Source organism: Klebsiella sp. OBRC7 (assembly GCF_000293135.1).
GTDB lineage: Bacteria > Pseudomonadota > Gammaproteobacteria > Enterobacterales > Enterobacteriaceae > Klebsiella > Klebsiella michiganensis.
The window spans coordinates 16,266-38,062 of record NZ_ALNJ01000154.1 but is presented as its reverse complement, the minus strand read 5'-3'; the positions used below and the strand labels follow the sequence as shown (position 1 = coordinate 38,062).

The 21,797-nt window shown below is 56.0% G+C and carries 22 protein-coding genes and 1 other RNA gene; 13 read left to right on the top strand and 10 right to left on the bottom strand.

Annotation, left to right across the window (positions count from 1 at the left end; all coding sequences use genetic code 11):
- Nucleotides 1–7 precede the first annotated feature (7 nt).
- A complete protein-coding gene (locus HMPREF1144_RS30030; RefSeq protein ID WP_004133578.1) occupies nt 8–586 on the bottom strand; it encodes a YecA family protein in 579 nt (192 codons plus the stop codon).
- A 165-nt stretch (nt 587–751) separates the two neighbouring features.
- On the opposite strand from HMPREF1144_RS30030, the gene zapA reads away from it, so the two are divergent.
- From zapA to HMPREF1144_RS30020, 3 genes are all read left to right on the top strand, one after another.
- A complete protein-coding gene (gene zapA / locus HMPREF1144_RS30025) occupies nt 752–1,081 on the top strand; it encodes a cell division protein ZapA (protein ID WP_004105598.1) in 330 nt (109 codons plus the stop codon).
- Between the two features lie 41 nt (nt 1,082–1,122).
- Nucleotides 1,123–1,306, top strand: a non-coding RNA gene (ssrS, locus tag HMPREF1144_RS32285) — 6S RNA.
- Between the two features lie 102 nt (nt 1,307–1,408).
- Nucleotides 1,409–2,005 (top strand): 5-formyltetrahydrofolate cyclo-ligase, encoded by a 597-nt coding sequence (locus HMPREF1144_RS30020; protein WP_009654989.1) that lies wholly within the window; start codon nt 1,409–1,411, stop codon nt 2,003–2,005.
- Between the two features lie 376 nt (nt 2,006–2,381).
- On the opposite strand, the gene serA is transcribed toward HMPREF1144_RS30020, so the two are convergent.
- Together serA and rpiA are read right to left on the bottom strand one after the other, a co-directional pair.
- Entirely contained in the window at nt 2,382–3,614 is a 1,233-nt protein-coding gene (serA, locus tag HMPREF1144_RS30015; RefSeq protein ID WP_004115297.1) for a phosphoglycerate dehydrogenase, read from the bottom strand.
- Nucleotides 3,615–3,883: 269 nt separating this feature from the next.
- On the bottom strand, nt 3,884–4,543 hold the full coding sequence (rpiA, locus tag HMPREF1144_RS30010) for a ribose-5-phosphate isomerase RpiA (protein WP_004854100.1): 660 nt from the start codon (nt 4,541–4,543) through the stop codon (nt 3,884–3,886).
- A gap of 169 nt (nt 4,544–4,712) precedes the next feature.
- On the opposite strand from rpiA, the gene argP reads away from it, so the two are divergent.
- The 5 genes from argP (at nt 4,713) to HMPREF1144_RS29985 (ending at nt 11,224) form a co-directional block, all read left to right on the top strand.
- Entirely contained in the window at nt 4,713–5,606 is an 894-nt protein-coding gene (gene argP / locus HMPREF1144_RS30005; protein ID WP_004105608.1) for a DNA-binding transcriptional regulator ArgP, read from the top strand.
- Between the two features lie 198 nt (nt 5,607–5,804).
- Nucleotides 5,805–7,949, top strand: coding sequence for a methylmalonyl-CoA mutase (scpA, locus tag HMPREF1144_RS30000; RefSeq protein WP_042928807.1), 2,145 nt, complete (start codon nt 5,805–5,807; stop codon nt 7,947–7,949).
- Nucleotides 7,942–8,937 (top strand): methylmalonyl Co-A mutase-associated GTPase MeaB, encoded by a 996-nt coding sequence (gene meaB / locus HMPREF1144_RS29995; protein WP_009654931.1) that lies wholly within the window; start codon nt 7,942–7,944, stop codon nt 8,935–8,937. The genes scpA and meaB overlap by 8 nt, the downstream gene beginning before the upstream one ends.
- 10 nt (nt 8,938–8,947) lie before the next feature.
- Nucleotides 8,948–9,733: a methylmalonyl-CoA decarboxylase gene (scpB, locus tag HMPREF1144_RS29990; RefSeq protein WP_009654951.1), complete on the top strand. Its 786-nt coding sequence runs from the start codon at nt 8,948–8,950 to the stop codon at nt 9,731–9,733.
- Nucleotides 9,734–9,757: 24 nt separating this feature from the next.
- Nucleotides 9,758–11,224: an acetyl-CoA hydrolase/transferase family protein gene (locus HMPREF1144_RS29985; protein WP_009654992.1), complete on the top strand. Its 1,467-nt coding sequence runs from the start codon at nt 9,758–9,760 to the stop codon at nt 11,222–11,224.
- Here the strand turns inward: HMPREF1144_RS29985 and srsR are convergent.
- The 7 genes from srsR to epd all read right to left on the bottom strand — a co-directional run bounded on the left by srsR (nt 11,221) and on the right by epd (nt 18,339).
- Nucleotides 11,221–12,117 (bottom strand): LysR family transcriptional regulator SrsR, encoded by an 897-nt coding sequence (gene srsR / locus HMPREF1144_RS29980; protein ID WP_009654986.1) that lies wholly within the window; start codon nt 12,115–12,117, stop codon nt 11,221–11,223. The two genes, HMPREF1144_RS29985 and srsR, sit on opposite strands and share 4 nt — an antisense overlap.
- Nucleotides 12,118–12,237: 120 nt before the next feature.
- Complete coding sequence (locus HMPREF1144_RS29975; RefSeq protein WP_004854111.1) at nt 12,238–13,005, bottom strand: oxidative stress defense protein; 768 nt, start codon at nt 13,003–13,005, stop codon at nt 12,238–12,240.
- A gap of 90 nt (nt 13,006–13,095) precedes the next feature.
- Nucleotides 13,096–13,731, bottom strand: coding sequence for an arginine exporter ArgO (gene argO, locus HMPREF1144_RS29970; protein WP_042928791.1), 636 nt, complete (start codon nt 13,729–13,731; stop codon nt 13,096–13,098).
- A 150-nt stretch (nt 13,732–13,881) separates the two neighbouring features.
- The gene (locus tag HMPREF1144_RS29965; RefSeq protein ID WP_004125028.1) at nt 13,882–14,739 is read right to left on the bottom strand and encodes a small-conductance mechanosensitive channel MscS; all 858 of its coding nucleotides are present in this window, start codon (nt 14,737–14,739) and stop codon (nt 13,882–13,884) included.
- A 188-nt stretch (nt 14,740–14,927) separates the two neighbouring features.
- Nucleotides 14,928–16,007, bottom strand: coding sequence for a class II fructose-bisphosphate aldolase (gene fbaA, locus HMPREF1144_RS29960; RefSeq protein WP_009654956.1), 1,080 nt, complete (start codon nt 16,005–16,007; stop codon nt 14,928–14,930).
- Nucleotides 16,008–16,104: 97 nt separating this feature from the next.
- The gene (pgk, locus tag HMPREF1144_RS29955) at nt 16,105–17,268 is read right to left on the bottom strand and encodes a phosphoglycerate kinase (protein WP_004854115.1); all 1,164 of its coding nucleotides are present in this window, start codon (nt 17,266–17,268) and stop codon (nt 16,105–16,107) included.
- Between the two features lie 51 nt (nt 17,269–17,319).
- Nucleotides 17,320–18,339: an erythrose-4-phosphate dehydrogenase gene (epd, locus tag HMPREF1144_RS29950; RefSeq protein WP_009654995.1), complete on the bottom strand. Its 1,020-nt coding sequence runs from the start codon at nt 18,337–18,339 to the stop codon at nt 17,320–17,322.
- A gap of 376 nt (nt 18,340–18,715) precedes the next feature.
- On the opposite strand from epd, the gene HMPREF1144_RS29945 reads away from it, so the two are divergent.
- Genes HMPREF1144_RS29945 through HMPREF1144_RS29925 form a run of 5 tightly spaced genes read left to right on the top strand, consistent with a single transcriptional unit; the run spans nt 18,716 to nt 21,766 of the window.
- Nucleotides 18,716–19,141 (top strand): PPC domain-containing DNA-binding protein, encoded by a 426-nt coding sequence (locus tag HMPREF1144_RS29945; protein ID WP_042928788.1) that lies wholly within the window; start codon nt 18,716–18,718, stop codon nt 19,139–19,141.
- A 23-nt stretch (nt 19,142–19,164) separates the two neighbouring features.
- Nucleotides 19,165–19,743, top strand: a complete 579-nt coding sequence (locus HMPREF1144_RS29940; RefSeq protein ID WP_004854121.1) for an ECF transporter S component — start codon at nt 19,165–19,167, stop codon at nt 19,741–19,743.
- Complete coding sequence (locus HMPREF1144_RS29935; RefSeq protein ID WP_004854124.1) at nt 19,744–20,451, top strand: energy-coupling factor transporter transmembrane component T; 708 nt, start codon at nt 19,744–19,746, stop codon at nt 20,449–20,451.
- Entirely contained in the window at nt 20,439–21,116 is a 678-nt protein-coding gene (locus tag HMPREF1144_RS29930) for an ABC transporter ATP-binding protein (RefSeq protein ID WP_004854126.1), read from the top strand. Before HMPREF1144_RS29935 ends, HMPREF1144_RS29930 begins: the two co-directional genes overlap by 13 nt.
- Nucleotides 21,110–21,766: an ABC transporter ATP-binding protein gene (locus tag HMPREF1144_RS29925; protein ID WP_009654983.1), complete on the top strand. Its 657-nt coding sequence runs from the start codon at nt 21,110–21,112 to the stop codon at nt 21,764–21,766. Before HMPREF1144_RS29930 ends, HMPREF1144_RS29925 begins: the two co-directional genes overlap by 7 nt.
- Nucleotides 21,767–21,797 lie beyond the last annotated feature (31 nt).

Genomic DNA, 21,797 nt, shown 5'->3' with positions numbered 1-21,797 from the left:
TGAATGATTAGTGTAGCGTCGGCTTTTGAACTTCCGGCGCAGTGGGTTTCTGAAGAGAGAAGGTGTCGTGGCACAGCAGCGCAGCAACGCGTACGTATTCGATAATCTCCTCCAGAGACATTTCGAGTTCTTCCTGATCCTCGTCTTCGTCATACCCGAGCTGAGCAATATTGCGCAGATCGTCGATGGCTTCGCCCGTTTCGTCTTTGACTTTATCCAGCTTAGGCTGCGTCACGCCCAGCCCAAGCAGAAAATGGTTCACCCAACCCGCGAGCGCATCGGCGCGATCGAACACGCTCACTTCGTCGCCATCCGGCAGGTAGAGCTGGAATAAGAAACCGTCATCCTCCAGCGAGTCGCTGGTGGCGGAATGCATGTTACGCAGCGCCTGCGCCAGCTCGTGACCAAAAGCCAGGCCTTCGTTAGTCAGATCGTGCACCAACGGCTGCCAGCTGCTGTCTTTGTTGCCGCCGCACAGGATCCCGCTAATCAAACCGTGCATTTCGGCAGGGGTTAATCCTACCCCTTGTTGGTTCAGTAACTGGTCTACAGCGTTGTAGCCAGGCATTTCGTTCTGTATAGACATGCGCATTCGTCATCGTTGGGAGGAATATTCATGATATGCTACCACTTTGGACCCTGGTGAACCAGAATAGGGCTTGTATCTTAAAACCAGGGTAGCTATAGTGTCGCCCCTTCGCAGACCCTCCCAGGGCGTGAAGGCCGCGCAGTCAATCAGCAGGAAGGTGGCATGTCTGCACAACCCGTAGATCTCCAAATTTTTGGCCGTTCACTACGAGTGAATTGCCCGCCTGAACAAAGGGATGCCTTAAACCAGGCAGCTGACGACCTGAATCAGCGGTTGCAAGATTTAAAAGAACGCACTAGAGTCACAAATACTGAGCAGCTGGTCTTCATCGCCGCGTTGAACATCAGCTATGAGTTGACTCAGGAAAAAGCGAAAACCCGCGACTACGCCGCCAGCATGGAGCAGCGTATTCGGATGCTTCAGCAGACCATCGAACAAGCATTGCTTGAGCAAGGTCGCATAAGCGAAAGACCCGGGCAGAAGTTTGAATAACACTTTGCATTTAACTGTGTTAGAGTAATCGCAAGAACAAAATTTCTCTGAGATGTTTGCAAGCGGGCCAGTCCCCTGAGCCGATATTTCATACCACAAGAATGTGGCGCTCCACGGTTGGTGAGCATGCTCGGCCCGTCCGAGAAGCCTTAAAACTGTGACGACACATTCACCTTGAACCAAGGGTTCAAGGGTTACAGCCTGCGGCGGCATCTCGGAGATTCCCTTCTTTTTCGTTTCATCCCCCCCTAAGTTAATTTTCGGCTTTTGCCGCCGTGTATTAGACTACGCCTGTTGGTATCGTTTGCTCACCGATGAGACTCAGGTATGACCCTATTGTCAGATATCCCCTTTACCAGGCAGCAAATTCGTCAGCAGATCCGCCAGCGCCGACGCGCGTTAACACCGGAGCAGCAAACCCAGTTCGCCCTCCAGGCGGCGGACAGAATGATGGCGTATCCGCCGGTTCTGCTCGCGCAGACGGTCGCGGTATTTCTTTCGTTTGATGGCGAGCTGGATACGCGGCCGCTGATTGATCAGCTCTGGCGGGCAGGCAAACGGGTCTATCTCCCCGTGCTTCATCCGTTCAGCCCCGGCAATCTTCTGTTTCTGCACTACCACCCAAGCAGCGATCTGGTGGTGAATCGTCTGAACATCCGCGAACCGAAGCTCGACGTGCGCAATGTCCTCCCGCTTAGCCAGCTGGATGTACTGGTAACGCCGCTGGTCGCGTTTGATGCCGCCGGACAGCGCCTGGGTATGGGCGGCGGATTTTACGACCGGACGCTGCAAAACTGGCGGCAGCATCGCCTGCAGCCGGTCGGCTACGCGCATGATTGCCAGCAGGTTGACGCGCTGCCGACGGAGCAGTGGGATATCCCGCTACCAGCGGTCATCACGCCGTCAAAAACCTGGCTCTGGTAAAACGCCCGAACAATTGACATTGCTGATTTTTTCACCTAAATTCCTGGGTAAAGGGTGAGGGAGGCGAATCTCCCTCCTGCATTCTCTCTGTTAATATGCTGGCCAGGCGATGATTAACAGGATAAGCAGCATGATGAAGAGTCTCATCATCGTCCCTTTCCTTTTAGAGCCCCTGCCTCGGTAGGGGCTTTCCCGTTTCAGCCCCACGCTGAGTCTTTATCGTAAATCCCTTTCTTTCAGGCACAACGACATCCGACGGTTTTAATCGCCGTTTGCGGCAAGCCTCGCAAAGCTTTGGGTGGCGACGGGAAATTGCAGAAGGGTCTATCAGGAGAAAAGGGGCAGGTCGATGACCTGCCCGCTGGCATAAAAGGAGTTAGAACAGCAGACGGGCGCGGATGGTGCCAGGAATAGCCTTCATCGCCTGCAGCGCGCTCTGCGCGACATCTTCTTCGGCTTCGATATCAATGACCACGTAGCCCATTTGCGGAGTGGTCTGCAGATACTGCGCCGCGATGTTAATGCCCTGCGCGGCGAAAATCTGGTTAATCGCGGTCAGAACGCCCGGACGGTTTTCATGGATATGCAGCAGACGGCGCCCGCCGTGCAGCGGCAGCGACACTTCCGGGAAGTTAACCGCGGAGAGCGTAGAACCGTTATCGGAGTATTTCGCCAGCTTGCCCGCCACTTCCAGACCGATGTTTTCCTGCGCTTCCTGAGTTGAGCCGCCAATGTGCGGGGTCAGAATAACGTTGTCGAACTCACAGAGCGGAGAGTTGAACGGATCGCTGTTGGTCGCCGGCTCGGTCGGGAAGACGTCGATCGCCGCGCCCGCCAGGTGCTTGCTCGCCAGCGCATCGCACAGCGCCGGGATATCCACCACGGTGCCGCGAGAGGCGTTGATCAGCAGCGCGCCGGGTTTCATCAGCGCCAGCTCTTCCGCGCCAATCATGTTCTTCGTAGAGGCGTTTTCCGGCACGTGCAGGCTCACCACATCGCTCATGTTCAACAGATCAGAAAGATGTTGGACCTGAGTCGCATTACCTAACGGCAGCTTGCTTTCAATATCGTAGAAATAGACATGCATCCCCAGCGATTCGGCCAGAATACCCAGCTGCGTGCCGATATGACCATAGCCGATAATACCCAGCTTTTTGCCGCGCGCTTCAAAGCTGCCGACCGCGAGCTTGTTCCATACGCCGCGGTGCGCTTTGGCATTTGCCGCCGGTACGCCGCGAAGCATAAGCAGCAGTTCGCCGATCACCAGTTCAGCAACGGAACGGGTATTGGAGAACGGGGCGTTAAACACCGGGATACCGCGTTTCGCCGCCGCGTTTAAATCAACCTGGTTGGTACCGATACAGAAGCAGCCAACCGCGACCAGCTTCTCCGCCGCCGCGAAGATCTCTTCAGTCAGATGAGTACGGGAACGCAGGCCGATGAAATGGGCATCACGGATGGACGCTTTCAGCTCTTCGCTATCCAGCGCGCCTTTATGAAATTCGATATTGGTGTAGCCCGCAGCGCGAAGGCTGTCCACCGCTTTTTGGTGCACACCTTCAACCAGCAGAAATTTAATCTTGTCTTTTTCCAGTGATACCTTAGCCATTTCCCCGTCCTGTTTTTGTCTTAACTGATGTCGTGCGGAACGAAAGTTCTTCTCAGCAACATATCAAAAAAAACTATTGCGGCAATATGAACGTTTGCGTCAGCAACCTGAAGAAATATCAATCAGCGGGAAATAGCAGGACAAAACACCAGAAAGTAAAAGAAAGGTAGATTGTTACTAAGACAAGGCGCATAAATGTGACAGAAGTCACCAAAATAGGCCTGGAGAAAAAATATTTGCGAGGGAGCGATTCGCTCCCTCGGATCAGACTATTTAGTGATAGTTTTTACACCATCAGCGGTGCCAATCAGCGCGACGTCCGCACCGCGATTCGCAAACAGGCCGACGGTCACGACGCCCGGAATAGCGTTAATGGTATTTTCCAGCGCAATAGCATCCAGAATTTCCAGACCAAACACATCGAGGATCACGTTACCGTTATCGGTCACGACGCCCTGACGATACTCCGGACGGCCGCCCAGTTTAACCAGCTGACGCGCCACGGCGCTGCGCGCCATCGGGATCACTTCCACCGGCAGCGGGAATTTACCCAGAATATCCACCTGCTTGGAAGCATCGGCGATACAGATAAATTTGTCGGCGACCGAAGCGATAATTTTCTCACGCGTCAGGGCTGCGCCACCGCCCTTGATCATCTGCATATGGCCGTTGATTTCATCTGCGCCGTCCACGTAAATACCAAGACGGTCAACGCTGTTCAGATCAAAAACCGTAATACCGAGGCTTTTCAGTTTTTCAGTAGAGGCATCAGAGCTGGAAACCGCCCCTTCAATTTGCCCTTTCATGGTACCCAGCGCATCGATAAAGTGCGCCGCCGTCGAGCCCGTACCGACCCCAACGATAGTGCCCGGTTGTACATACTGCAGTGCCGCCCAGCCTACCGCTTTTTTCAGTTCATCTTGCGTCATGATTATGGTCCGAGATGTGAATTCCTGAGGCGCATTATAGAACATCAGGGGGGTCATTGTCCCTGCGACGGCGATCACACAACGCGGTCGCCAATTTTTCATCTTCATCAAAAACAAATTTATGTCATAGTGCGAGTTAACGAAAAGTATTAGGGGGCACGCCAGAGCAATGAAACGACCGGACTACAGAACACTACAGGCGCTGGACGCGGTAATCAGGGAACGAGGGTTTGAGCGCGCCGCGCAGAAGCTTTGTATTACGCAGTCCGCCGTCTCTCAGCGCATCAAACAGCTGGAAAACATGTTTGGACAACCGCTGCTGGTGCGAACCGTACCGCCGCGTCCCACCGAACAGGGACAAAAGCTGCTGGCCCTGCTGCGTCAGGTCGAACTGCTGGAAGAGGAGTGGCTGGGCGATGAACAAACCGGCTCCACGCCGCTGCTGCTATCGCTGGCGGTCAACGCCGACAGCCTCGCCACCTGGCTGCTGCCCGCGCTCTCCAGCGTGCTTTCCGACTCCCCTATTCGGCTGAACCTGCAGGTGGAAGACGAGACCCGGACCCAGGAACGCCTGCGCCGCGGTGAAGTGGTCGGCGCGGTCAGTATTCAGCCGCAGGCGCTGCCCAGCTGCCTGGTCGATCAGCTCGGCGCCCTCGACTACCTGTTCGTCGCCTCGAAGGAGTTTGCCCAGCGCTATTTTCCCAACGGGGTGACCCGCTCGGCGCTGCTGAAAGCGCCGGTGGTGGCATTCGATCATCTCGATGATATGCACCAGGCCTTTTTGCAGCAGAACTTCGATTTGCCGCCGGGCAGCGTGCCCTGCCATATCGTGAACTCCTCGGAAGCCTTTGTGCAGCTGGCCCGTCAGGGAACAACCTGCTGTATGATCCCGCATCTGCAAATTGAGAGAGAGCTGAACAGCGGCGAACTGATTAACCTCACGCCGGGCCTGTTCCAGCGCCGGATGCTCTACTGGCACCGTTTTGCCCCGGAAAGCCGCATGATGCGCCGGGTGACCGATGCGCTGATCGATTACGGCCATAAAGTGTTGAGACAAGATTAACCCCCGCAAGCAGGCCGGCGCCGTCCGGCCTGTATGACCCACCTTCTCCTGTTTATATCTTTGAAATACATCACAAAATAAAACATTTCATGCGGCAAAAAACGACGCATCGATGGCTATTTTTTGCTGGCGACAGAGGCGATGAAAAAGCTCACCGTATTCGCAATATTCCATTTCATTGCGCATACGGAGCACAACATGTCAGAGTTACGGCAGTGGCAAACGCTCGCCAACAAAGAGCTCAGCCGGCGGGAAAAAACCGTCGATGCCCTGGTAAAACAGACGGCAGAGGGCATTGACGTTAAGCCGCTGTATACCGAAGCCGATCTTGATAATCTGGAAGTGACCGGCACCCTGCCCGGCCTGCCGCCTTACGTTCGCGGCCCGCGCGCCACCATGTACACCGCCCAGCCGTGGACCATCCGCCAGTACGCCGGTTTCTCTACCGCCAAAGAGTCCAACGCTTTCTATCGCCGCAACCTCGCCGCCGGGCAGAAAGGGCTTTCCGTCGCCTTCGACCTCGCGACCCACCGGGGCTATGACTCCGATAACCCGCGCGTGGCGGGCGACGTGGGGAAAGCCGGCGTGGCGATCGATACCGTCGAAGACATGAAGATTTTATTCGATCGGATCCCGCTGGATAAGATGTCCGTATCGATGACCATGAACGGCGCAGTACTGCCGATAATGGCGTTTTATATCGTCGCGGCGGAAGAACAAGGGGTTGCGCCTGCACAACTCACCGGCACGGTCCAGAACGATATTCTGAAAGAGTACCTGTGCCGGAATACCTATATTTACCCGCCAAAGCCCTCAATGCGCATTATCGCCGACATCATCGCCTGGTGTTCGGGCAACATGCCACGCTTCAATACCATCAGCATCAGCGGCTATCACATGGGCGAAGCCGGAGCCAACTGCGTGCAGCAGGTGGCCTTTACCCTGGCCGACGGCATCGAATACATCAAGGCCGCGCTCTCCGCCGGACTGAAAATTGATGACTTTGCCCCGCGCCTGTCGTTTTTCTTCGGCATCGGTATGGATCTGTTTATGAACGTCGCCATGCTGCGCGCCGCACGCTACCTGTGGAGCGAAGCGGTAAGCGGCTTCGGCGCCACCAATCCGAAATCCTTAGCCCTGCGCACCCACTGCCAGACCTCCGGCTGGAGCCTCACCGAGCAGGATCCGTATAACAACGTGATCCGCACCACTATCGAAGCGCTCGGCGCCACGCTCGGCGGCACCCAGTCGCTGCATACTAACGCCTTTGATGAGGCGCTCGGCCTGCCCACCGACTTTTCCGCACGTATCGCGCGTAATACGCAGATCATCATTCAGGAGGAGTCGGAGATCTGCCGCACCGTGGATCCGCTGGGTGGATCGTATTACGTCGAGTCGCTGACCGATCGGATCGTTAAGCAGGCGCGAGCCATTATGCAGCAGATCGACGAAGCGGGAGGGATGGCGAAGGCGATTGAGGCCGGACTGCCGAAACGGATGATCGAAGAGGCCTCTGCCCGCGAGCAATCGCTGATCGACCAGGGCAAGCGCGTCATCGTCGGCGTCAATAAGTACAAGCTGGAAAAAGAAGATGAAACGGCGGTACTGGAGATCGACAACGTCAAGGTGCGCAACGAACAGATCGCCTCGCTGAAAAAAATACGGGCCAGTCGGGACGACGTGACGGTAAAAGCCGCGCTGAACGCCCTCACCCACGCCGCGCAGCATGGTGAAAACCTGCTGGCCGCCGCCATCAACACCGCCCGCGTACGCGCCACGCTGGGCGAAATCTCCGACGCGCTGGAGGTGGCTTTTGACCGCTATCTGGTGCCCAGCCAGTGCGTCACCGGCGTGATTGCGCAAAGCTACCACCAGTCAGACAAAGCCGCCTGCGAGTTTGACGCCATTGTTGCGCAAACCGAAAAATTCCTCGCGGAACGCGGCCGACGCCCGCGCATTCTGATCGCCAAAATGGGTCAGGACGGTCACGATCGCGGGGCCAAAGTGATCGCCAGCGCCTATTCCGATCTTGGCTTCGACGTTGACCTGAGCCCGATGTTTTCCACGCCAGAAGAGATCGCCCGCCTCGCCGTGGAGAACGACGTGCACGTAGTTGGCGCCTCATCGCTGGCGGCAGGCCACAAAACCCTGATCCCCGAGCTGGTCGATGCCCTGAAAAAATGGGGACGGGAAGATATCTGCGTCATCGCCGGCGGCGTCATTCCGCCGCAGGATTACGCGTTTCTGCAGGCGCGCGGCGTGGCCGCTATTTATGGCCCCGGTACGCCGATGCTGGAGAGCGTACGCGACGTCCTGATGAGGATTAGCCAGCATCATGATTAACTCATCCACCCTGAGCGACGCCATTCGGCGATTACGTTTAAGCGAGCGGGCCACGCTCGCCCAAGCCATGACGCTGGTGGAGAGTCAGCATCCCCGCCACCAGGCGCTGAGCGCCCAGCTGCTGGATGCGATTATGCCCTTCACCGGCAACGCCCTGCGCCTCGGCGTCACCGGCACGCCGGGAGCCGGAAAGAGTACCTTTCTGGAAGCCTTCGGCATGCTGCTGATTCGCCATGGCCTGCGGGTCGCGGTGATAGCGGTCGATCCAAGCAGCCCAATCGGCGGCGGCAGCATTCTTGGCGACAAGACGCGCATGATCGAACTGGCGCGATCGGACTCGGCATTTATCCGCCCGGTGCCCTCCAGCGGCCATCTGGGCGGCACCAGCCTGCGCACGCGGGAGCTGATACTGCTGTGCGAAGCAGCGGGCTATGACGTGGTAATCGTCGAAACCGTCGGCGTCGGCCAGTCGGAAACGGAGGTCTCCAGGCTGGTGGACTGCTTCATCTCGCTGCAGATCGCCGGCGGCGGTGACGATCTGCAGGGCATTAAAAAAGGGATCATGGAGATGGCGGATATCGTGGTTATCAATAAAGATGATGGCGAGAACCGCGCCAGCGTGGCTATTACCCGCCATATGTATGAATCCGCCCTGCATATTCTGCGCCGCAAGCACGCCGCGTGGCAGCCGCGCGTTTTGAGCTGTAGCGCGCTGGAGCAGCGCGGTATCGAAGCCGTCTGGCTCGCTATCCTTGACTTCAAAACCACCCTCACCGACAGCGGCGATCTTGAAAAGCTGCGCCAGCGTCAGGCGCTGGAGTGGCTGCAAAAGCAGGCCGAAACCGAGGCGCTGCATCTGCTGTTTGCCCGAGCGGACTTTGATCGCTACTTCCAGCAAACGCTACAGGCGGTAAAAAACAACGGCCTCTCGCCGCGCACCGGGCTGCGGCAGATTAGCGAATTCCTCCAGAATCATTACTTTGCGTAAAAGGATATTTATGTCTTATCAATATGTTAATGTCGAAATTATCCGTAAGGTTGCGGTGATTGAGTTCAACTATAGCCGCAAGCTCAACGCCTTAAGCAAGGTGTTTATCGACGACCTGATGCAGGCGTTGAGCGACCTCAACAGGCCGGAAATTCGCTGCGTCATTTTACGCGCGCCTGGCGGATCAAAAGTTTTCTCCGCCGGCCATGACATCCACGAATTGCCCGGCGGACGCCGCGATCCGCTTTCGTATGACGATCCGCTGCGCCAGATTACCCGCATGATCCAAAAATATCCGAAACCGGTGATCTCCATGGTCGAAGGGAGCGTCTGGGGCGGCGCGTTCGAGATGATCATGAGCTCCGATCTGATCATCGCCGCAAGCACGTCCACGTTCTCTATGACGCCGGTGAATCTCGGCGTGCCCTACAACCTGGTCGGCATTCACAATCTGACCCGCGACGCCGGCTTTCATATCGTGAAAGAGCTGATTTTCACCGCCCTGCCCATCACCGCCCAGCGCGCGCTGGCGGTCGGTATTCTCAATCACGTGGTGGACGCCGACGAACTGGAAGATTTTACCTTGCAGATGGCGCACCACATCTCCGAGAAAGCGCCGCTGGCGATCGCGGTCATTAAGGAAGAGCTGCGCGTGCTTGGCGAAGCCCACACCATGAATTCCGACGAGTTCGAACGTATTCAGGGAATGCGTCGCGCCGTCTACGACAGCGTGGATTATCAGGAAGGTATGAGCGCGTTTATTGAAAAGCGTAAACCTGAGTTCGTCGGCCATTAATCACGCCGGATTAAGGAGCATAAAATGAAACGGATGAGCGCCGATGAAGCGGCCGAGATTATCCAGCACGACCAGATGGTGGCGTTCAGCGGATTCACGCCCGCCGGTTCGCCCAAAGCGCTGCCCGCGGCCATCGCTCGCCGCGCTGATGAATTACATCGGACGCAGAAGCCTTTTCAGATCCGCTTGCTGACCGGCGCCTCCATCAGCGCGGCCGCCGATGATGCGCTATCGGCAGCCGATGCCGTCTCGTGGCGCGCGCCCTATCAGACCGCCTCCGGACTGCGGCAAAAAATCAACCAGGGGCAGGTGAAATTTGTCGATCTGCACCTGAGCGAAGTGGCGCAAATGGTCAACTATGGGTTCTTTGGCGAGATTGATGTCGCGGTGATCGAAGCCTCGGCTATCGCGCCGGACGGGCGGGTCTGGCTCACCAGCGGTATCGGCAACGCGCCAACCTGGCTGCTGCGGGCGAAGAAAGTGATCATTGAGCTGAATCACTACCACAGCCCGCGGGTTGCCGAGCTGGCCGATATCGTGATCCCCGGCGCCCCGCCGCGGCGCAACAGCATCGCCATCTTTCATACGATGGATCGCGTGGGCAGCCGGTACGTGCAAATCGATCCGAACAAGATTGTCGCTGTGGTGGAGACCGCGCTGCCGGACGCCGGAAACGTTCTGGATAACAATAATCCGGTTTGTCAGAAAATTGCCGATAATGTGGTCACCTTTCTGCTGGAAGAGATGGCTCGCGGACGTATCCCGCCTGAATTTCTGCCGCTGCAAAGCGGCGTGGGCAATATCAACAACGCGGTCATGGCGCGGCTGGGCGAAAATCCGGATATCCCCGCTTTTATGATGTACTCGGAAGTTTTACAGGAGTCGGTAGTTCATCTGCTGGAAACGGGAAAAGTCACCGGCGTCAGCGCCTCCAGCCTGACGGTATCCGCCGATTCGTTGCGCAAGATTTACGACAATATGGATTTCTTCGCCAGCCGCATTGTCCTGCGCCCGCAGGAGATCTCCAATCATCCGGAAATTATCCGCCGTCTGGGGGTTATCGCCCTCAACGTGGGGCTGGAGTTTGATATCTACGGTCACGCCAACTCGACGCACGTAGCCGGGGTGAATCTGATGAACGGCATCGGCGGCAGCGGCGATTTTGAACGCAACGTCTGGCTCTCTATCTTCATGGCGCCGTCCATCGCCAAGGACGGGAAGATCTCCACCATCGTGCCGATGTGCAGCCATGTCGATCACAGCGAGCACAGCGTGAAGGCGATCGTTACCGAGCAGGGTATCGCCGATCTGCGCGGGCTATCGCCGCTGCAGCGCGCCCGCGCCATCATTGATAACTGCGCGCATCCGCTCTACCGGGACTATTTACATCGCTATCTGGAGAGCGCTCCCGGCGGACATATTCACCACGACCTCGCCCACGCCTTCGACCTGCATCGTAATCTGCTTGAGCACGGTTCAATGCTCGGCTAGCCCTCCGCGCCGTCGCGATCTTCAGTAATGTGCTGAAGCATCGTGGTGGTATAGCGATGATTTTTCAGCGAATAGAGATACTCCTGCATATACATCGCGCTGCCGGGCGCGTCGAAGTACTTCAGCTTCGCCGGATTCACCAGACGCCAGGCGAAGTAAGGAATAACCGTCAAAAACTGCCCGCGCTCTACGGCGCTAATTTTGGCCATAAAGCTGTAGGGGCGATAGATAATCGTCGGGTTGATCCCGCTGGGGCGCATATACGCGTCCAGCATCGCCTCAAAATTGGCCCGGTTCTGGAAACGCATCTGCAGCCAGGGCAGCTCACGTAACAGATCCTGCGCCGGCCTATCTTCATAGAGGCGGGAAACAAGAAACCCCAGACGCAGCGGCGCCAGTTCGCTAATGGTCAAATTTTCCAGCTCCTGCACGCGGGGCGAAACATGCTGCGGCGAGATAATAAAATCCAGCTGGCGATCGAACAGGTTATCAATCACGCCATTCTCGCTGAACTCCACGGCCAGGGTGGTTACGCCATCGTATTTATCGCCCAGGCTGATGAGCTGATCGAAAATAATCGTTGGATAGGTATTGTCGATGCCGATAACGATGTTGCGCGAGCGGTGCGCGGAATAGTGAATTTCGTTATCGATGGCCGATAAGCGCTGATAAATGGGAAACAGCTTCTGATAGAGTTCCTGCCCCGCTTTATTGAGGCTGATGCTGTTATCTTTACGGGTAAATAGCGTATAGCCGATCTGATCCTCCAGCGCAGCGATGCTTTTGCCGAAGGGAGATGCGGTCATATGAATTTTTTCCGCCGCTCTGGCGATATTATTGGTCTGCGCCAACAGAATAAAATTGCGCATCTTTTTCGAAATAAAGATATCCATGCTCACCTCATCGTAGAACAGGGATATATCCTTACCTTATTCAGGGAAAAGACTTTTGTCGCGCTCTCAATTTTACAGATAGTGACAGAAAAAACCCGGCGCGAAGGCCGGGCGACAGGATTACTGCGCGGCTTTGGGTTCTTCAGCGGGTTTCGCCGGTTCCGCAGGTGTTGGCGCAGGCTGGGTCGGCTGCAGCTCAAACACCACGTCCACCTGGTCATCGAACTGAATGGTCGCCTGCTCGTAGGTTTCCTGAGCAGAAACCGGCGCCGCATCGGCTTTCATCATCCGCACCATCGGGCTCGGCTGGTAGTTAGAGACATGATAGCGAACGCTGTAGACGGGCCCCAGTTTACCGTGGAAGCCGGTGGCCAGCTCCTGAGCCTGGTGAATGGCATCGTCAATTGCCGCTTTACGCGCTTTATCTTTATAAGCGTCCGGCTGCGCCACGCCCAGTGAGACCGAACGGATCTCATTCAGACCGGCTTTAAGCGCGCCATCTAACAAACCGTTGAGCTTATCCAGCTGGCGCAGCGTCACTTCAACGCTACGCACCGCACGATAGCCCTTGAGAATGCTTTTGCCGTTCTGATAGTCGTAATCAGGCTGGGTGCGCAGGTTGGCAGAGTTAATGTCTTTCTTCGCAATACCGCTCTTCTCCAGGAATGAGAGATACTGGGCCACGCGCTCATCGGCCTGTTTTTTAGCGGATGCCGCGTCTTTCGCGGAGACGTTAACTTCAATCGCCAGCGTGGCGATATCAGGAACCGCCGCGACGCTGGCGGTACCTGAAGTAACAATATGTGGGCCGTTTGGCAACTCATTTGCCTGAACTGCCATTGCGCTAAATCCAAGTGCAGCCGCCAGGGCCATGACTTTTAACTTCACTGTCGTTTCTCCATATTACATTGGTCGTCTATACACAGACGCATGCCAGCAAGCTTAGCGCTTACGCGGAGAAAGTCCATCGGACAAGGCTTAGTTAAGCAGCGCCTGCACATGGGCGAAGCCGTCATTCGCCAGCTGGAAGGCAATGACCCACATCACCAGACCGACCAACACGTTGATAATGCGCTGCGCCTTCGCCGTACGCAGGCGCGGAGCCAGCCAGGCGGCCAGCAGGGCCAGGCCAAAGAACCACAAGAACGATGCGCTGATGGTGCCTAAGGCAAACCAGCGCTTCGGCTCCATCGCCAGCTGCCCGCCGAGACTTCCGAGCACCACAAACGTATCCAGATAAACGTGGGGATTCAGCCAGGTCACCGCCAGCATGGTGACGATAATTTTCCAGCGCCCTTGCTTCATCACTTCCGCGCTGGCCAGCTCCAGATTGCTGCTAAAGGCCGTTTTCAGCGCGCCAAAACCGTACCACAATAAAAAAGCGACGCCGCCCCAGGTCACCAGCGCCAGCAGCCACGGCGATTGCATCAGCAGCGCGCTACCGCCAAAAATCCCGGTGCAAATTAGCAGCAGATCGCTGATGGCGCACAGCAGCGCGATCATCAGATGGTACTGACGGCGAATGCCCTGATTCATCACAAAGGCGTTTTGCGGGCCGAGCGGCAAAATCATGGCCGCTCCCAGAGCAAGGCCCTGAAAGTAATACGATAACATGGGGAGTGATTTCCACTGAAAGAGTCAATGCCGGGGAATATAGCGCGCAAATATCATTAGAGGAAATTGAAAATATTAATCATTGATAAGCCAATCTAATGATCAGGTTCGAATAAAAGGCCGGGCATACCGACCTTTTGGAGGGGAAAACTACTCTGTTTTTTCCTGCGGACGAATCACATGCACATCCATCTGCGGATACGGGAAGCCGATGCCGTTGGCGTCAAAGTCGCGCTTAATGCGCTCCAGAACGTCCCAGTAAACGCTTTGCAGATCGCTGCTTTTACTCCATACGCGTACCACGTAATTCACTGATGATGCGCCCAGTTCATTCAGACGAACGGTCATTTCACGATCTTTGAGGATACGCTCATCCGATTCGATAATATTAGTGAGCAGTTGCTTCACTTTATCGATATCAGCATCGTAGGCCACGCCAATGATAAATTCGTTGCGGCGCACCGGCTCGCGGGAGAAGTTGATGATATTCCCGGCAATGATTTTACCGTTCGGCACCACCACGATTTTGCCATCCGCGCTGCGCAGGGTCGTGGAGAAAATCTGCACGTTCAGCACGGTTCCCGCGATACCGCCAAGGTCAACGTATTCACCGGCGCGGAACGGGCGGAAGACCACCAGCAGGACGCCAGCGGCAAGGTTAGACAGCGAGCCCTGCAGCGCCAGACCAACGGCTAAACCCGCGGCGCCGAGGACGGCAATGACCGAGGCGGTTTGCACGCCCACGCGGCCCAGAGCGGCGATCAGGGTAAAAGCAATAACGGCATAGCGCACCAGCGCAGACAGAAAATCGGCAACGGTGGCATCGATATGCCGCGCCCGCATCAGGCGATTCACAGTATTGGAAACAATGCGCGCCACGATCAAGCCGACAATAATAATCGCGAGAGCCGCGACGATGTTGACGGCATAGCTCAGCAGTAACGCCTGATTGCGCACCAGCCATGAACCGGCGTTATTTATGCTATCGACAACGTTCAAATCTTCCATTCAACTTTCCTTATGGATACCCGGACGGGGAAAAAATAACCAAACCTGATAATTACAAACAGGTTAAGGGTAAACAATAAGAGTGCGTTTTGCCAAATTGATCACATTTATTTAGCAACATTTCATGTTGTTCAGATAATAAAAAAGCCCGCATTTCTGCGGGCTTCCGGGTAAGCAACAAAACTTTCTTACAGAACGTCGATCGCGTTCAGCTCTTTAAATGCCTGCTCCAGACGGGTCACCATGGACGTCTGTGCAGCGCGCAGCCATACGCGCGGATCGTAGTATTTCTTGTTCGGCTGGTCTTCGCCTTTCGGGTTGCCCAGCTGGCCCTGCAGGTAAGCTTCGTTAGTTTTGTAGTACTGCAGGATACCGTCCCAGGTTGCCCATTGGGTATCGGTATCGATGTTCATTTTGATCACGCCGTAGCTTACGGAGTCTTTGATTTCCTGAGCGGAAGAACCGGAACCACCGTGGAATACGAAGTTCAGGCTGTTGTGCGGCAGGTTGTGTTTCTTAGAAACGTATTCCTGAGAGTCGCGCAGGATAGTCGGGGTCAGTACTACGTTGCCCGGCTTGTAAACGCCGTGTACGTTACCGAAGGAAGCGGCGATGGTGAAACGCGGGCTGATTTTGCTCAGCTCGGTGTACGCGTAATCAACGTCTTCCGGCTGGGTGTACAGCGCAGAAGCATCCATGTGGCTGTTGTCCACGCCATCTTCTTCACCGCCGGTGCAGCCCAGTTCGATTTCCAGAGTCATGTCCATTTTGGCCATACGCGCCAGGTACTTAGAACAGATCTCGATGTTTTCGTGCAGGGACTCTTCAGACAGGTCGATCATGTGAGAAGAGAACAGCGGTTTGCCGGTTGCGGCGAAGTGTTTTTCACCCGCGTCGAGCAGACCGTCGATCCACGGCAGCAGTTTCTTAGCGCAGTGGTCAGTGTGCAGGATAACCGGAACACCGTAGTGCTCAGCCATCTGATGCACATGATGCGCGCCAGAGATAGCGCCCAGGATGGCTGCGCCCTGAGGAACGTCAGTTTTCACGCCTTTGCCCGCGATGAACGCAGCGCCGCCGTTAGAGAACTGAACGATAACCGGAGAACGAACTTTTGCAGCTGCTTCCAGAACGGCGTTGATGGAATCAGTACCCACGCAGTTTACCGCTGGCAGAGCAAAGTTGTTTTCTTTAGCTACCTGGAACACTTTCTGAACGTCGTCGCCAGTGATGACGCCCGGTTTTACGAAATCAAAAATTTTAGACATGTTACGTAGTCCTGTATCTGTATCTTCGACCGTTGAAGAAGGTTCGCGAGCTTTTACGCGCGCTGAAAAACAGGCGGGTCTCCCCGCCTGAACTGAATTACTGCTTAGCGCGCTCTTCGAGCATGGCTACTGCCGGCAGAACTTTACCTTCCACGAATTCGAGGAATGCGCCGCCGCCGGTGGAGATGTAGGAGATTTTGTCAGCAATGCCGAACAGGTCGATTGCTGCCAGGGTGTCGCCGCCGCCTGCGATGGAGAACGCTTCGCTGTCTGCGATAGCGTTAGCCACGATTTCAGTACCTTTGCGGAAGTTCGGGAATTCGAACACGCCGACCGGGCCGTTCCACAGGATGGTTTTCGCGTTTTTCAGGATTTCAGCCAGTTTCTCTGCGGAAGCATCGCCCAGGTCCAGAATCTGCTCTTCATCTTTGATGTCGTTGACAGATTTCAGGGTGGCGGTTGCGGTTTCAGAGAACTCGGTTGCCACGCGAACGTCAGTCGGAACCGGGATATCGCAGGTAGTCAGCAGGCGTTTCGCTTCGTCAACCAGATCGGCTTCGTACAGGGACTTACCGACGTTGTGGCCCTGAGCGGCAACGAAGGTGTTGGCGATGCCGCCGCCGACGATCAGCTGGTCAGCAATTTTAGACAGGGAGTCCAGAACGGTCAGTTTGGTAGAAACTTTAGAACCACCCACGATCGCAACCATCGGACGAGCCGGTTCTTTCAGCGCTTTACCCAGGGCGTCCAGCTCAGCGGCCAGCAGCGGGCCTGCGCAAGCGACGTCAGCGAATTTACCGATACCGTGAGTAGAAGCCTGCGCGCGGTGAGCGGTACCGAACGCGTCCATGACGAATACATCGCACAGCGCAGCGTATTTTTTCGACAGCGCTTCGTCGTCTTTCTTCTCGCCTTTGTTAAAGCGAACGTTTTCCAGAACCACCAGCTCACCGGCAGCGACTTCAACGCCTTCCAGGTAATCTTTAACCAGACGTACCGGGTTAGACAGTTTGTCTTTCAGATAGTTAACAACCGGCAGCAGAGAGAATTCTTCGTTGTACTCGCCTTCGGTAGGACGACCCAGGTGGGAAGTGACCATCACTTTCGCACCCTGTTTCAGGGCCAGTTCGATGGTCGGCAGAGAAGCACGGATACGCGCGTCGCTGGTTACTTTCCCTTCTTTAACCGGTACGTTCAGATCCGCACGGATAAAAACGCGTTTACCAGCCAGATCCAGATCGGTCATCTTAATTACAGACATGGTGAATCCTCTCGTTGATTCTTGATAAAGTTTTGCAGGCGCCTGAGCGCCTTACCTGAAACCTTGTGCGGCCATCGCTAACGTGGTGTCGAGCATCCGGTTAGCAAAGCCCCATTCGTTATCGCACCAGACCAGCGTTTTGATCAAATGCGCGCCACTTACCCGCGTTTGTGTGCCATCGACGATGGCGCTATGGGGATCGTGGTTGAAATCTATCGAGACTAACGGCAATTCCGTATAGTCAACTATACCATGAAATGCACCTAGTGCTGCTTTTTGCAGCAACTGGTTGACTTCACTTGCTTTTACCGGTTTTTTCACCGATACGCTAAGGTCGATCGCCGTCACATTAATCGTCGGCACACGCACCGCAATCGCTTCAAAGCGATCGTTAAACTGAGGGAAAATTCGCGTGATCCCCGCAGCAAGCTTAGTATCAACCGGGATGATTGATTGGCTGGCCGCTCGCGTCCTGCGTAAATCCGGATGCCAGGAATCAATGACCTGCTGATCGTTCATTGATGAGTGGATCGTGGTTACCGTTCCTGACTCTATGCCGTAGGCATCATCTAACAGCTTAATGACCGGAATAATGCAGTTGGTGGTGCAGGAGGCGTTGGAGACGATACGGTGCTCGGCTCGCAGTTCATCATGATTGACGCCAAAAACAACCGTTGCGTCGAGATCGTTGCCGCCAGGGTGTGAAAAGAGCACCTTCTTCGCGCCAGCCTGAAGATGGGCTTCGCCATGTTCACGGCTGCCGTAAACGCCGGTACAATCAAGCACCACATCCACCGCCAGCTCACGCCAGGGCAACACCTCAAGGGAAGATTGATGCAGAAGACGAATGGCATCATCGCCGACAAACAGCTGCTCTCTCTCCTGGCGTACATCCCAGGCAAAGCGCCCATGGCTAGTGTCATATTTCAATAAATGCGCGATGCCGGCAGCATCCGCCAGTTCATTGATTGCCACCACGGTAATTTCCGCACGACGCCCTGATTCGTACAAAGCACGAACCACGTTACGCCCTATGCGACCGAAGCCATTAATCGCAATGCGTATGGTCATAGGTCTCCTGCAAGGCTATCCATGATATGAGGTGGCTGACAGAGTAATGCAGCAACGCTCTAAGGGAAACCTTACCTGTCGCAAACTGCGACTGATTGATTAATTGTCGAACATTTAGACGACTGAAACGCTTCAGCTAGAATAAGCCAAACAAGGAATAAAAGGAATGATTGTCCAGCTGGAGAAACCATTTATCTGACTTACATCACACTTTCGCGCTATCTGCTGGGGAATTTATTCCCTATTCCAGAATGACGAATAAGCGTAGCGATATCTTTTCGTTGCCGGGCCGCTAATACTGATTTATATCAGAAACTATACTGAAGAGCGGCGATATTATTACCGTTACGTCCGAGTCTCGGAGTCCCTCGAAAAAATGACAATCCCACACTTGCAGCCCTCTGCGGCTCGTTACTTTGCGCTTCGCTTACTTCCGGGTGATGAGGTTTTTTCACGCCTGCGCGCCTTCATACAAGAGCAACAGATTCAGGCTGCCTGGATAGCCGGCTGTACCGGCAGCTTAAGCCATGCGGCATTACGTTTTGCCGGCCAGGATGAGACCACTTTATTGACCGGAACCTACGAGGTTATCTCCCTGAACGGCACGCTGGAATGGCAAGGTGAACATCTCCATTTAGCGATATCCGATCCGCAAGGCGCCATGCTCGGCGGCCATATGATGCCCGGCTGTACCGTCCGCACCACCCTTGAGCTGGTGATAGGCGAACTGACCTCCCTGGCGTTTAGCCGTCAGCCGTGCGCGGTTTCCGGCTATGACGAACTGGTCATTTCATCCCGATAACTTTTTCCCTTAAAGAGGTTTCTATGGCTCGTCGCCAATTTACCAGCCAGTCCCTGGTGCTGATTGCGATCGCCGTCGCCATCAATATGATCGGCGGACAGCTCATCAGTCTGTTAAAGCTTCCCATCTTTCTCGATTCGATCGGCACCTTAATCAGCGCGGTTTTACTCGGCCCGGTCATTGGCATGTTGACCGGGTTACTGACCAACCTCCTGTGGGGGCTGCTGACCGATCCGATTGCCGCCGCCTTTGCGCCGGTGGCGATGGTGATTGGTCTTGTCGCCGGATGGCTGGCGCGCGCGGGATGGTTCCGCACCTTACCGAAGGTGATAATTAGCGGCGTTGTTATCACCCTCGCCGTGACCGCGGTCGCCGTACCGCTGCGTACGGCGCTGTTCGGCGGCGTGACGGGCAGCGGCGCGGATCTGTTTGTCGCCTGGATCCATTCGGCAGGTCAGAATCTGCTGGAATCGGTGGCGATTACCGTCTTAGGCGCTAATCTGGTGGATAAAATCCTTACCGCGATTATCGTCTGGATCCTGCTGCGCCAGCTGCCGCTGCGCACGCTGCGTCAGTTTCCTGCAATGTCTGCCGTACGCTAAATGCACCCTTTTACGTCGTTAACCCTCTGGGCGCTGGCGGCGGCGACTACGCTGCTGCTGCCCGCAGAGACGGCGCTGCCGGCTTATAGCGCAGCGGCGTTTCTCAGCTTGCTGCTGTTCAGGGCGACGCGGCGGCGTGCAAAATACGTCGCCTGGCTCCTCTTCTCGCTGGGCATTGGCCTGTGGCTGGTCCACGGCGGCTGGTTTACCCAGTGGCTGAGCGGCCACCCCCGCGACCCGCAGCGCTGGGCCAGCGCCATCACGCTCTGGCTGAGAATTCTGGCGATTGTTTCAACGTCACAGCTGTGGATGGAATACGTACCGGTACAGCGCTTTATTCGCGCCCTGCTTGCTTCACGCCTGCCGCCGGGCGTCGCTTATCTGTTCGCTGGCCCGCTGCTGGTTGTCGAACAGCTAAAGCGCCAGCTGACGATCATCCATGAGGCCCAACGCGCCCGCGGCGTACCGCTGGACGAGAACGGCTATCAGCGGCTGCGCGCTATGCCTGCGCTCATTATCCCTCTGACCCACAACGCGCTTAACGATCTGGCGATACGCGGAGCGGCACTGGATATGCGGGCATTTCGTTTACATCGTCGGCGCACCACGCTTTGGGCGCCGAAAGACAGCGCCTTACAACGTCTGGCACGTTACGGCATGCTGCTGGCGATGGTCGTTGAAGCCGGAGCCTGGCTATGGTTACGTTAGAACAATTCCGCTACCACCCGACCCAGGCGGCGCGATCTGCGGCATGCTTTGATTTTCATTATTCGCAGCCCGGCATTGTGGCGATTTTTGGCGATAGCGGCAGCGGGAAAAGCACTCTGGCGCAGATTATGGCGGGCTGGTATCCTGATTTTCTGCCCGGCGATATCGAAGGAAAAGGCAGCCTGCTTGGTATCCCCATCGGCCAGCAATCGCTGGTCGAACGGGCGCAGACCATCCAGCTGGTCCAGCAATCACCCTATCTCCAGCTTTCCGGCTGTACTTTCAGCGTCGAAGAAGAGGTCGCTTTTGGCCCTGAAAATCTCTGCCTCAGCGAAGAGGAGATTATGCGCCGTATTGACGAAGCGCTGACGCTGACGGCGTGCCAGGCGTTACGACATCGCCACCCCTCCACGCTATCCGGGGGAGAAACCCAGCGCGTGGCGATCGCCTGCGCGCTGGCTATGCGGCCAACGCTACTGATCCTTGACGAAGCCTTTAGCCGCCTGACGGCGCAGGCAAGCGCTATGCTTCTGGAGCGCCTGGGGCACTGGGCGCTGGCGCAGCGTTCGTTGATTATCCTTTTTGAACGCCCCCCTTCGCCTTTTCTTGCCTGGTGTCAGCAGGGATGGCGACTGCACGATGGAGCGCTTTCCCCACTATGCTAACGTTGAATCAGGTGACCTGGCGCTGGCCGGGCGCGACGGCTGACTGTTTGCAAAATATCTCGCTGGCGCTCGGCAAGGGCGAATGGCTGGCGCTCACCGGCGATAACGGCGCGGGGAAATCCACCCTGCTGCGGGTGATGGCCGGACTGCTACCCGCCACGTCCGGTACCGTCAATTTGCTGGATAAGCCGATTGCGCAATACAAAAACCGTCAACGCGCCAATATCATCGGCGTGCTGTTTCAGGAGGCCGAAAACCAGCTCTTCCACAGCAAAGTCGCGGAAGAGGTCGCCTTTGGGCTGCGGCTCCAGAAATTGCCTCCTGCGGAGGTTGCGCAACGCACCGCGGCGGCGCTGAAATTATGCCGGCTGGAGAGCGTAGCCGACGCGCATCCGCTGGATTTACATACCGCCCAACGCAGGATGGTCGCCGTCGCCTGTCTGGAAGCCATGGCGCCAGAAATACTGCTGCTTGACGAACCCAGCCGCGATTTTGACCAGCACTGGCTGGCAATATTTGAAGCGTGGCTGGCGGTTTGTCGCAAAAGAGGGACCAGCGTAGTGGCCATCAGCCACGATGAGGCGTTTATACGGCGGCACTTTTCCCACCGGGTGCTTCTGGAAAAAGGCAGGGTGCTGAGGATGGTCTGAAAAAGAAACGGGCCGCCAGAGCGACCCGTTT